The organism is Enterobacter sp. ECC-019 (genome assembly GCF_043974075.1).
In the GTDB taxonomy this organism is placed as follows: Bacteria; Pseudomonadota; Gammaproteobacteria; order Enterobacterales; family Enterobacteriaceae; genus Enterobacter; species Enterobacter asburiae_D.
Window position 1 is genome coordinate 1,046,044 of record NZ_CP143759.1, and the last position, 11,790, is coordinate 1,057,833.

Sequence of the window (11,790 nt, forward strand, 5' to 3'; positions counted from 1 at the left end):
TAAAAACTGCCATTTTCTCTATACGCGGGCCTTTTTCTTAATTTGCCCCGTATAGCCACAATATTTATCTGGTCTTCTGCTACCATCCGCGCAATTTAATTCCTCTTCGGATGGTTCTATGTCCCAGTCACTCAAAAAGATGACCCTCACCGGGCTCATCCTGATGATATTTACCTCAGTCTTTGGCTTTGCCAACAGTCCGTCAGCGTTCTATCTGATGGGCTACAGCGCGACGCCGTTTTATATCGTTTCTGCTCTGTTCTTCTTTATCCCGTTTGCGCTGATGATGGCGGAGATGGGCTCGGCTTACCGGAAAGAAGAGGGTGGGATCTACTCTTGGATGAATAACAGCGTCGGGCCGCGCTATGCGTTTATCGGCACGTTTATGTGGTTTTCATCCTACGTCGTCTGGATGGTCAGTACAGCGGCCAAAGTCTGGGTGCCGTTCTCAACGTTTCTTTTCGGTGCCGATAAAACGCAGGTCTGGTCTTTAGCCGGGCTAAGCTCCACGCAGGTCGTCGGGATTCTGGCGGTAGGCTGGATGGTGGTGGTCACCCTGGTGGCGTCTAAAGGCATCAATAAAATTGCCCGGATTACCGCCGTGGGCGGGATCTCGGTTATGGGGTTGAATCTGGTACTGCTGCTGGCGAGCATCGCTATCCTGTGCCTGAACGGTGGTCACTTCGCGCAGGAGGTGAACTTTGCCTCCTCGCCGAATCCGGGCTACCAGTCCGGGCTCGCCATGCTCTCCTTCGTGGTGTTTGCCATCTTCGCTTACGGCGGTATTGAAGCCGTAGGCGGCCTGGTCGATAAGACGGAGAACCCGGAAAAGAACTTTGCGAAAGGCATTATTTTTGCCGCCATCGTCATTTCCATTGGCTATTCGCTGGCGATTTTCCTCTGGGGCGTTAGCACCAACTGGCAGCAGGTGCTGAGCAACAACACCACTAACCTTGGCAACATTACCTATGTGCTGATGAAAAGCCTGGGGATGACGCTGGGACAGGCGATGAACCTGAGTCCCGAGGCGGCATCGGTAATGGGGGGCTGGTTCGCGCGTATTACCGGCCTGTCGATGTTCCTGGCGTATACCGGTGCGTTCTTCACGCTGATCTACTCGCCGCTGAAAGCGATTATTCAGGGTACGCCAAAAGCGCTGTGGCCCGCACGTATGACCCAGCTGAATAGCGCAGGCATGCCTGCCAACGCCATGTGGATGCAGTGTTTGCTGGTGTGCGTGTTTATTCTGCTGGTGTCATTTGGCGGCGATACGGCGTCTGCGTTTTACAACAAGCTGACCCTGATGGCGAACGTGTCGATGACGCTGCCGTACCTGTTCCTGACCCTGGCGTTCCCATTCTTTAAGGCGAAGCAGGATCTTGAACGTCCATTTATGATTTTTAAAAACCGCGCGGCAACGCTGCTGGCCACCGCGGTGGTGGTGCTGGTGGTGGCGTTTGCCAACATCTTTACCATTATTCAGCCGGTAATTGAGGCTAACGACTGGAACAGCGCGCTGTGGATGGTGGGCGGCCCAATCTTCTTCTCGCTGCTGGCGATGGGGATTTATGAGAATTACCGTCGACGCGCGATGGCGTACGTCGCAGAAGTGGCGTAGCGGGAATATTCCCCTCCCGAAAGGGAGGGGAGCAGCATTACAAACTTCCCGCCGGGCGCGTACGCGCCGCTGACGTCAGCGTTCTTCCCGTTTTACGCCCGTCCAGGCTTTCCAGTCGCATCTGGAACGGTGGGAACGGCATATCGATACCGTGCTCGCGGAAGCCCGCCAGAATCAGCTGGTGGATCTCATGGCGCAGCGGCATACGGTGTCCCATTTCGGCGGCGTAGATACGCAGCTCGAAAATCTGGATCCCCTGCTGTAAATCCACAAGGAAGACTTCCGGCGCCGGGTTGTCGATTACCAGCGAGCAGCGCTCAGCGGCGGTGTAGAGGATCTGGGTGACCTCTTCGCTGTTGGCGTCCGACGGTGCCGGTACCGTCAGCACCACACGAGTAACGGAGTCTGACAGCGACCAGTTGATGAACTGCTCGGTGATAAACGCCTTGTTTGGCACGATGATCTCTTTCCGATCCCAGTCGCTGATCGTCGTCGCACGGGTGTTGATCTTCGTGATGCTGCCGGTCAGATCGCGGATCGTTACGGTATCGCCAATACGGATCGGTTTTTCGAACAGAATGATCAGGCCGGAGATGAAGTTGGCGAAGATCTCCTGTAAACCAAAACCTAACCCTACACCGAGCGCCGCCACCAGCCACTGCAGCTTCGACCACTCAATACCGATCATTGAGAAGCCAACCAGCCCGCCAAACAGCATGATCAGATATTTGGTAATGGTCGTAATCGCATAACCCGTCCCCGGGGTTAAATCCAGGTGCTGCAGCAGCGCCAGCTCCAGCAGCGCCGGGAAGTTGCGCACCAGCTGCGTGGTGATGATCAGCACCAGAATGGCAATCAGCACCGCCCCTAAGGTAATCGGCTCCAGGCTTTCAACACCCTGAACCGTGGACGTCACGTCCCAGAGAGAGATGTTCTCCAGGAAGCCAAACGCAGAGTGGATCTCTGACCACAGGAAGATCACCGACAAGAGGGCAATCAGCATCAGGATGGAGCGAACCAGGCGCAGGGACTGGGTGCTGATGGCATCCAGATCCAGTTCGACCTCGTCCGCATCCGTTGTGCCTTCCGTACTGTTGACATGGTTTGGCTCTTCCTCACCCCGCGCACGCTGGGCGAGGATCTCCGCCCGGCGATGCTTGGCTCGGTCAAAGGCCAGACGGCGGCGCTGGATCAGCATCCAGCGGCGGATCACGTGGTACACCACCAGAAGCAGGAACCAGATGGCTACCGAGGTTTCCAGCCTTGCCAGCAGCGCCTGCGCGGTTGCCAGATAGCCCACCGCGGCTGCCAGCATCGCAAACAGCGGCGCGCTAAGCAGCAGGTTCCAGAGCAGCCGGTTGAACATGTTGTCGCCGTTACCGGATTTATCCAGATAGAGCGGAATACCCGCGCGTTTCAGGCTGAGCGTGACGATGGCCAGCGCCCCGCATATCAGCATAAAGCAGAGGCGGCCCAGCGAGCCTGAGAATTCCCGGTCGTTGAGGTTATCGAACATGATCAGCGCCATAATCAGCGGCACAATCAACCCGATGCTCATCAGGTAGTAACGCATGGCGCGCGCAACGCGATTACGCGGCCAGCCAAAGTGGGTGATGAACAGGCCATTGGGGCGTGCGAAGGTGGCGCAAATCATGACCACCCACAGCAGCGGCACCGTGGCGGTGACGCCATCGCCAATCGCGACCGCGAGCGGATAGGGCCAGGCTTCCCGCAGGCCATACCCCAGCGTCATCCACAGCACCGGCAGCGGAGAGGCGACAAGAATCGACCAGAATACGGTGCGCAACGTCAGCCAGAAGTGATCCTGGGTGACTTTCCCGACCCTGGAGCTGGAACGCTCCAGGAAACGGGTGAAATGTCTGCGCGAGTAAATGCTGAAGCCCACCAGAATCAACGCCCCCAGCAGCGGGAATATGGTCTCTTTGCTGGTAAACATCATCACGCTGGCCTGTCCCAGCTGGCTGAAGGTATCCAGTGAAATCAGGCGGCGCAGGTCCTGGACAATCTCAATCGGCCACGAGAAGGTCATCGGACGCACGTCGGACGTCCAGAAGAGATAACGGTGCGTAGCCTCGTTCACCTCTTTCAGCGCATCTTCCAGCTGGCTGTTGGAGACTTTTAGCTTGGTCAGCTCCAGAATCAACGTATCCCCGCCCTGGAGCAGAGAGTTCAGCAGTTCACGCTGGGTACGCAGCTGGGCTTCCAGAATACGGTTTTGCTCGCTGGTCAGGGGCTGTCCGTCAGCCTGACGGATCTGGCGGATTTGCGGCTGCTTGTTGAGAAGATCTTCAAAGTGCAGGCGCTGAACGCGCAGCTGGGCCATTTCGGTATCAAGCTGCTGCGGCTTCGGCATCTCCGGCAGACGGGCAACCTGGGCGCGCAACGCTTCGCCGAGAAGGTTCGACGATCCCAGCCACTGTGACTGTTCGCGCAGGGTGTTGAGCGCCTGTCGAACCTGGAGGGTTTGATTGGTGGCCTGACGCTGCTGGGATGCAACCAGATCCATGCGCTGCGCCTGCTGGTTCAGCGCGGCAGAAAGCTCGCGGTTGACCCTGAATTGTTCGTTGATACCGGCAGGCAGGTTTTCGCTGTTTTCAGCGAGCAGTTCTGTACTTTCCAGCGCCTGTTCGGCTTCGCGCTGGCGCTGACTGTTCAGCTGATTACGCAGGGCCTGAAGGTAGGCATCAAGCTGCTCGCTCTGCTTTTGCGCCAGCTCGGCGCGCATGCGCGACAGCTCCTGACGGTTGTTGGCAGAAAGCTGCGCCAGCTCGAGTTCATCAACCAGCGCTTTAAGTCGGGCGGATTCAGCCTGAATCCCAAGATTTTGCGCCTGGCTTTGTGCTGAATTGCCAGACTGTGTGCCCACGCGGCGCTCCACCTCGTTTAGCTGGCGGCGGGCGTCGGTTTGCTGCTGTGGAAGCTGGCTGAGCGAGTCGGCGATTTCGCGCGCGCGCTCCTGTTCCTGCTGCGCCAGGCGGCTCTTTTCCAGAAGCTGGCTGCTGACCTGGAGGATCTCCTGGTTTAGCGCATCGGAGGTTAAGTCCGCAGGAACATCGCGCGGTTCGTCACGCAGGTTATTGAGCTGCGCGCGCAGCGTCTGTGAGAGTTTGGGGAAGTTGTCGATAACCTGCTGATACTGCTGAGCGCGCTCAAGAGAGCCTTTCCGCTCCTCAAGCGCGTTCAGGGCAGCCTGGAGCGACTCGACGGTCTCTGGCTGAGCGGGTTTGGCCGCTTTTGCCTGCTCCAGTTCCTGGGTTATCTGTTTGGCGTCGGGGGCTGTCGCTGCGTACGCCCCCATGCTGAGGCACCAGGCCATCAGTAGAACGATAATCGGGCGCACGTCAGCGATCCTTCTGTTGTTAGCCTTCGTCTTTTTTGTCGTCAACCAGCGGGCTGGCGTCGTGCTCGGCGTTGATCTCTTCCTGTGGCAGCGGAGCAGGTTCTGCATCTGGCGTCACGAAGGTTTCGGTAGAGACCGCCAGCGGCTGGCCCAGCTTGGTGACCGACAGGCTTTGGAGCTGTTCAGCCAGCTTCACTTTGCCCGGCGCAAACAGGTTGATCACGGTGGAGCCCAGCTTGAAGCGACCCATCTCCTGACCTTTGAGCAGGGCCACCGAGCCTTCCGCTTCACCGGCAGGCCAGGTCCAGCGTTTGATCACGCCTTCGCGCGGTGGGGTGATGGTGCCGGCCCAGACGGTTTCAATGCTGCCTACGATGGTTGCACCCACCAGAATCTGAGCCATAGGGCCAAATTCAGTATCGAACAGACAGATGACGCGTTCGTTACGGGCAAACAGGTTTGGCACGTTCTGCGCGGTCAGATGGTTTACGGAGAACAGGTCGCCCGGGACGTAAATCATTTCACGCAGGATACCGTTACACGGCATATGCACGCGGTGATAGTCGCGCGGTGACAGATAGGTAGTGGCAAACGTACCGTTGCGGAACAGATCCGCCATCAGGTAGTTACCTGCCAGCAGCGCTTCCAGACTGTAGTTATGGCCCTTCGCCTGCAGGATTTTGTCGTCTTCGATGTTACCCAACTGGCTGATCACGCCGTCTGCTGGCATCACCAGGACGTTAGGATCGGTGTTCAGCGGGCGAACTTCGTCACGCAGCGGGCGCACGAAGAATTCGTTGAAGGTGCGGTAGCTGGCGGTGTCCGGCTTCTGCGCCTCTTTCATGTCGACTTTGTAATATTTTACGAAAAGGTCGATCACCAGTTTGGTCAGCCAGCCCGCGCGTTTGCTTGCGCCCCAGCCCGCCAGGCGAGTGAGCCACAGTTTTGGCAGAATGTATTGAAGCGAAAGTTTAAATGCGTTTAACAAGGTAGCCTCCAGGCCATTGTTTTGTCGTTCCTGATCCGGCGTTAAGCCGCCGGAACCTGAAAAAAGGGGACGATTTTAGCGATGCTTAGCTTAGTTGTCAGTTATCAGAATCAGAAAAGTTTTTACGCGTTTTTACGTCTTCCATGCTCTCAAGAATGCGGTGGTAATTCTCGAAGCGGGTTTCCGCGATCTCGCCTTTCTCAACCGCTTCACGGATAGCGCAGCCTGGGTCGTTATCGTGTTTACAGTCGCGGTATTTACAAGCGCCTAAATAATCATGGAATTCGACAAATCCGTTAAAGATTTGTTCCGGCTCAAGGTGCCACAAACCGAACTCACGCACCCCAGGGGAGTCAATCACGTCGCCGCCGTGCGGGAAATGATACAGGCGCGAGGCGGTGGTGGTGTGCTGGCCCAGACCCGAGACGTTGGACACATCGTTAGTCAGGATCTCTTGCTGGAGGCCAAGCAGGTTGTTCAGCAGGCTCGATTTGCCCACGCCGGACTGGCCCGCAAAGATGCTGATACGGTCGGTCAGCGCCTCTTCTAACGGCTTAAGGCCATCTTTGGTGTGGCTGGAGACCATCAGCACGCGATACCCGATCTTTCGGTAGATATCCATCTGCTCATTCACGAAGGCCATGCCGTCGTCATCCAGCAGATCGATTTTATTCAACACGATGATCGGTTCAACCTGCAGCGTTTCGCAGGCGACAAGGTATCGGTCAATAATGTTGAGCGAAAGCTCAGGTAAAATCGCCGAAACAATGACGATCTGGTTAATGTTGGCGGCAATCGGTTTTACGCCATCGTAGAAGTCCGGGCGGGTGAGCACCGACGTGCGTTCATGCACGGCTTCAACGATGCCCTTAACCGTGACACCTTCAGCGGCCTCTTTACCCGGACGCCAGACCACGCGATCGCCGGTAACCAGTGAACGGATGGTGCGACGGATATTGCAACGGTGAATATCACCGTCGGCGGATTCGACATCGGCATGCATACCGAAACGGCTGATGACTACGCCTTCTGTCGCTTCACCAAACAGGTTGTCGTCATAATCCGGCTTCTCCGAAGTGGTTTTAAGACGGCGCTGGTGGTTGGCGTTTACGCGGCGCTGCTGCCCTTTGGAGAGTTTATTTTTACTCAATCGCGCTGGCTCCTGGTCGCCCGTAAGGGGCAAAACCTCTATGATACACTCTAATTAATACTAGTTAACCTGCTACTGCCGGTTATGCGAGAAGGGTGGAAAATAACATGAGCGCGGATGAAAACAACCTGATTTGGATCGATCTCGAAATGACCGGGCTGGATCCCGAGCGCGATCGCATCATTGAAATTGCTACTCTGGTGACGGACGCCAACCTGAATATCCTGGCAGAAGGGCCAACGATTGCGGTGCATCAGTCCGACGATCAGCTGGCTTTGATGGATGAATGGAACGTGCGCACTCACACCGGCAGTGGCCTGGTGGAGCGCGTGAAGGCGAGCACGTTCGGCGACCGTGAGGCGGAGCTGGCGACGCTTGAGTTCCTGAAACAGTGGGTTCCGGCAGGCAAATCGCCAATCTGTGGGAATAGCATCGGCCAGGATCGCCGTTTCCTGTTTAAGTACATGCCGGAGCTGGAGTCTTACTTCCACTACCGCTATCTGGATGTCAGCACCCTGAAAGAGCTGGCGCGTCGCTGGAAGCCTGAAATACTCGACGGCTTTAAAAAGCAGGGGACCCACCAGGCGATGGACGATATCCGTGAGTCCGTGGCGGAGCTTTCCTACTACCGCGAAAACTTTATAAAGCTGTGATTTTGAGATCCGGCGCCTTGCGTGGCCGGGTTTTTGTCGTTAAATTGTTCAGCTTGCCGATTTAATAAGCATTTGAACTTAATTTCGAAAAAATCGCTTTAAGGGGGGTTGCAGCTAAAAGGATTTCTCGTATAATGCGCCTCCCGTAACGACAGAGAATTACACGTTACGACAGCAACAAAAGCAGTGCAGATTTGCGGGAATAGCTCAGTTGGTAGAGCACGACCTTGCCAAGGTCGGGGTCGCGAGTTCGAGTCTCGTTTCCCGCTCCAAAATTTGAAAGTATCTCCGGATACGCCCAGCACCAGAACACCCAAGCGGGAATAGCTCAGTTGGTAGAGCACGACCTTGCCAAGGTCGGGGTCGCGAGTTCGAGTCTCGTTTCCCGCTCCAAAATTTGAAAGTGCTTATAAAGCACGGACCACCAAATCGTGGGATTTCGAGTTGCAACAAGGCGGCAACTGAACGAATCCTTGGGAGCTTACTTGAGTAAGTGACTAAGGTGAGTGAAGGCAGCCAACGCAGTGGCAGCTTGAAAGACACAGATTAAGCGGGAATAGCTCAGTTGGTAGAGCACGACCTTGCCAAGGTCGGGGTCGCGAGTTCGAGTCTCGTTTCCCGCTCCAAATTCTTCTTCATCTCTAAAATATCCACAGCGAAAAGATTCGTTGGGGACGTTTTCTATTGCGTCTGAAATACTCTTGTGAACAGAGTTATCCACAGAAACTGCGTGTAACCGGAACAGGGTTAAAACTTAGCAGGGTGAATAGTATCTATTTAACTTTCTGTATTTAATGGATAAATTTTCATTTCAAAATGTTAGTGAGATCACTTGACCTCTTCTCCAACCCAGATGGCGCTTGAGTTTGTAATTTTATTCACAGGCTGTGAATAGTTCAGGCATCCCGCGTAAGCCCTTTTTCAATCACCCGCACAAGACGCTGTTTCTTCGGTAGCTGCACTTCGATCGCACAGGCATTACGCTTCTCAATTTGCTGCGCAATCGCCCATTCTATGTGTTCATCAAGAAGTGGGTGCTCACCTCTACGGCTTTCAAGCGCACGCACGTTCGCTTCATCCCACGGGGCATTACCCAGCGCGACGGCCACATTACGCAGCCAGCGCAGATGACCGATACGGCGAATGGCCGAACCTTCCGTCACCTTCAGGAACCATGCTTCGGTCCAGGCGAACAGCTCAATGAGCTGCGGCGCATGCAGCGCCTTACGCGGGCTGAAATCCTCTTCGTCCGTGAGCTGCGAATAGCGGTTCCACGGGCAGATCAGCTGGCAGTCGTCGCAGCCGTAGATGCGGTTGCCGATAAGCGGTCGAAACTCTTCGGGAATGGCCCCTTCCAGTTCGATAGTGAGGTAGGAGATGCAGCGGCGCGCATCAACGGTGTAAGGCTCTACGATGGCACCCGTCGGGCAGATGGTCATGCAGGCCACGCAGCGGCCACAGCCTTCCTCTACCGGGCCGTCTACCGGCAGCGGTAAATCAATCAGCAGTTCACCGAGGAAGAAGAACGATCCGGCGTCGCGGCTGAGGATAAGTGAGTGCTTACCTGTCCAGCCAAGCCCAGCTTTTTCGGCGATTGGGCGCTCAAGAATAGGCGCAGAATCGACAAAGGGTCTAAAATTCAGCGAAACACAGTGCTGCTGAATAGTTTCCCCGAGTTTTTTTAAACGGTTACGTAAGAGCTTATGGTAATCACGTCCCAGGGCGTACCGGCTGACGTAACCCAAAGAGGGATTTTTTAGCGTGCGCGCAAAGGCCGCGTTGGCGGGCAGATAGTTCATGCGCACGCTGATGACGCGTAATGTGCCCGGCAAAAGCTCGTGAGGACGGGCGCGCATCATGCCATGACGCGCCATCCACTCCATTTCGCCGTGGTATTGTTTGTCCAGCCAGGCCTGCAGTTTAGGCTCGCTGGCGGAAAGGTCGGTATCGGTAATGCCCACCTTCTGGAAGCCAAGCTCAGCACCCCACTGTTTTATTTTTTGCGCTAATTCATTTAGATCGAGGGGCTGTGACATGACGGACCATACGGTGAAGAAAAACCCCGCAAGTATACCACATTCCATCTGGCATGCGGATGACCTCCGGCGCGCCGAAAAAGAGGCCGCAGACAGCCTAGGGATTACCCTTTATGAACTGATGCTGCGCGCGGGTGAGGCGGCGTTTAACGTTGCCCGCAGCGCGTACCCGCAGGCCGCCCATTGGCTGATTCTGTGCGGTTACGGCAATAACGGCGGCGACGGCTACGTCGTCGCACGTTTGGCGGTTGCGGCAGGTATCCGCGTGACGTTGCTGGCCCTGGAGAGCGATAAACCTCTACCGGAAGAGGCCGACGCGGCGCGGGAGGCGTGGCTTAACGCGGGCGGTGTGATTCATGCGCCTGATATCGTCTGGCCGGAAGAGGTGGTTCTGATTGTGGATGGCCTGCTGGGTACCGGGCTACGCAGTGCGCCTCGTGAGAACATTGCCGCGCTTATTGAACACGCTAACAGACATTCCGCGCCGGTAGTCGCCCTGGATATTCCCTCTGGCCTGATTGCACAAACCGGCGCGACGCCGGGAGTGGTCATTCAGGCTGCCCATACGGTGACCTTCATCGCCCTCAAGCCGGGGTTACTGACCGGTAAAGCGCGAGACGTCGTTGGCGTGTTGCACCACAATGCGCTGGGGCTGGAGAGCTGGCTGGCCGGGCAGGAAATGCGCATCGCGCGTTTTGATGCGTCGCAGCTTGCTGCGTGGCTTCCGCCGCGCCAGCCAACGTCCCATAAGGGCGATCACGGCAGGCTGGTGATTATTGGCGGCGACCATGGTACGGCAGGTGCGATTCGCATGACCGGCGAAGCGGCTCTGCGCAGCGGTGCCGGATTAGTGCGAGTACTCACTCGCATCGAGAATATTGCGCCGATCGTTACAGCCCGACCGGAGCTGATGGTGCACGAGCTTACGCCTCAGGCGCTTGAAGAGTGCCTTGAATGGGCGGATGTAGTGGTAATTGGCCCGGGTCTTGGGCAGCAGGCATGGGGTAAACAGGCCCTGCAAAAGGTCGAGAATTTTCGTAAACCGATGCTGTGGGATGCCGACGCGCTTAACCTTCTGGCAATAAACCCGGATAAGCGTCACAATCGCATTCTGACGCCACACCCCGGCGAAGCCGCGCGGCTGCTTAACTGCAGCGTGGCAGAAATTGAAAGCGATCGCTTACTTTCTGCTCAGCGTCTGGTAAAACGTTACGGAGGTGTTGCTGTTTTAAAAGGGGCAGGAACCGTTGTCGCCAGTGACGAGACGCAGGGCATTATTGATGCTGGAAATGCGGGCATGGCAAGCGGCGGCATGGGCGATGTGCTTTCCGGCATCATTGGCGCATTGCTTGGACAGAAACTTCCCCTTTATGATGCAGCCTGTGCGGGCTGCGTGGCCCACGGTGTCGCGGCGGATAAACTCGCCGCGCGTTACGGCACACGCGGTATGCTGGCCACCGATCTTTTTTGCACGCTGCGGCGTGTTGTTAACCCGGATGTGATTGACGTAGAAAATGACTAATCGAGCGATTCCTTTACCTGATGAACAAGCCACTTTAGAACTCGGCAAGCGCGTGGCGCAGGCCTGTCAGGGGGCAACCGTCATTTATCTGTATGGTGATTTAGGTGCGGGTAAAACCACCTTCAGCCGGGGTTTTTTGCAGGCGTTAGGGCATAACGGGAATGTAAAAAGCCCAACCTACACGCTGGTCGAACCGTACACCCTTGAAAATCTCATGGTGTACCACTTCGATTTATACCGCCTTGCGGATCCTGAGGAGCTGGAATTTATGGGGATCCGTGATTATTTTGCCAACGACGCCATTTGCCTGGTGGAGTGGCCGCAACAAGGTGCGGGTGTGCTGCCTGACCCGGATGTCGAAATTCACTTAGATTACCAGGCACAAGGGCGTGAGGCACGCATCAGTGCTGTTTCCTCATCAGGCAGTTCCTTACTGGCGCGACTGGCCGGTTAAGCGTAGGG

General features: G+C 56.2%; 8 protein-coding genes and 3 tRNA genes. 7 read left to right on the top strand and 4 right to left on the bottom strand.

Annotated elements, in window-relative coordinates; all coding sequences use genetic code 11:
- Positions 1–118: 118 nt before the first annotated feature.
- Positions 119–1,618 carry a glutamate/gamma-aminobutyrate family transporter YjeM gene (yjeM, locus tag V1566_RS04880; RefSeq protein ID WP_395305217.1) on the top strand — a complete coding sequence of 500 codons (1,500 nt, stop codon included), beginning with the start codon at positions 119–121 and terminating at the stop codon, positions 1,616–1,618.
- Between the two features lie 37 nt (positions 1,619–1,655).
- Here yjeM and mscM read toward each other — a convergent pair whose 3' ends face one another.
- The 3 genes from mscM to rsgA form a co-directional block, all read right to left on the bottom strand.
- Positions 1,656–4,979, bottom strand: a complete 3,324-nt coding sequence (gene mscM, locus V1566_RS04885; protein ID WP_395305218.1) for a miniconductance mechanosensitive channel MscM — start codon at positions 4,977–4,979, stop codon at positions 1,656–1,658.
- 19 nt (positions 4,980–4,998) lie between these two features.
- Positions 4,999–5,967, bottom strand: a complete 969-nt coding sequence (asd, locus tag V1566_RS04890; RefSeq protein WP_395305219.1) for an archaetidylserine decarboxylase — start codon at positions 5,965–5,967, stop codon at positions 4,999–5,001.
- A 97-nt stretch (positions 5,968–6,064) separates the two neighbouring features.
- Entirely contained in the window at positions 6,065–7,117 is a 1,053-nt protein-coding gene (rsgA, locus tag V1566_RS04895) for a small ribosomal subunit biogenesis GTPase RsgA (protein ID WP_023334242.1), read from the bottom strand.
- 107 nt (positions 7,118–7,224) lie between these two features.
- On the opposite strand from rsgA, the gene orn reads away from it, so the two are divergent.
- The 4 genes from orn to V1566_RS04915 all read left to right on the top strand — a co-directional run bounded on the left by orn (position 7,225) and on the right by V1566_RS04915 (position 8,396).
- Positions 7,225–7,770, top strand: coding sequence for an oligoribonuclease (gene orn, locus V1566_RS04900; RefSeq protein ID WP_023310130.1), 546 nt, complete (start codon positions 7,225–7,227; stop codon positions 7,768–7,770).
- A 196-nt stretch (positions 7,771–7,966) separates the two neighbouring features.
- A tRNA-Gly gene (locus tag V1566_RS04905) sits at positions 7,967–8,042 on the top strand.
- Between the two features lie 45 nt (positions 8,043–8,087).
- A tRNA-Gly gene (locus tag V1566_RS04910) sits at positions 8,088–8,163 on the top strand.
- Positions 8,164–8,320: 157 nt separating this feature from the next.
- A tRNA-Gly gene (locus V1566_RS04915) sits at positions 8,321–8,396 on the top strand.
- 270 nt (positions 8,397–8,666) lie between these two features.
- Here V1566_RS04915 and queG read toward each other — a convergent pair.
- The gene (gene queG / locus V1566_RS04920) at positions 8,667–9,806 is read right to left on the bottom strand and encodes a tRNA epoxyqueuosine(34) reductase QueG (protein ID WP_148244452.1); all 1,140 of its coding nucleotides are present in this window, start codon (positions 9,804–9,806) and stop codon (positions 8,667–8,669) included.
- Here queG and nnr point away from each other — a divergent pair.
- Together nnr and tsaE are read left to right on the top strand one after the other, a co-directional pair.
- Positions 9,805–11,328, top strand: a complete 1,524-nt coding sequence (nnr, locus tag V1566_RS04925) for a bifunctional ADP-dependent NAD(P)H-hydrate dehydratase/NAD(P)H-hydrate epimerase (RefSeq protein ID WP_395305220.1) — start codon at positions 9,805–9,807, stop codon at positions 11,326–11,328. The genes queG and nnr overlap by 2 nt on opposite strands.
- Positions 11,321–11,782 (top strand): tRNA (adenosine(37)-N6)-threonylcarbamoyltransferase complex ATPase subunit type 1 TsaE, encoded by a 462-nt coding sequence (gene tsaE / locus V1566_RS04930; protein ID WP_013095283.1) that lies wholly within the window; start codon positions 11,321–11,323, stop codon positions 11,780–11,782. The genes nnr and tsaE overlap by 8 nt, the downstream gene beginning before the upstream one ends.
- Positions 11,783–11,790 lie beyond the last annotated feature (8 nt).

Bases quoted from the DNA above. Each gene is read 5' to 3' on its own strand.
- tsaE (WP_013095283.1), top strand. From the start codon at position 11,321: ATGACTAATCGAGCGATTCCTTTACCTGATGAACAAGCCACTTTAGAA.
- queG (WP_148244452.1), bottom strand. From the start codon at position 9,806: ATGTCACAGCCCCTCGATCTAAATGAATTAGCGCAAAAAATAAAACAG.
- orn (WP_023310130.1), top strand. From the start codon at position 7,225: ATGAGCGCGGATGAAAACAACCTGATTTGGATCGATCTCGAAATGACC.
- yjeM (WP_395305217.1), top strand. From the start codon at position 119: ATGTCCCAGTCACTCAAAAAGATGACCCTCACCGGGCTCATCCTGATG.
- nnr (WP_395305220.1), top strand. From the start codon at position 9,805: ATGACGGACCATACGGTGAAGAAAAACCCCGCAAGTATACCACATTCC.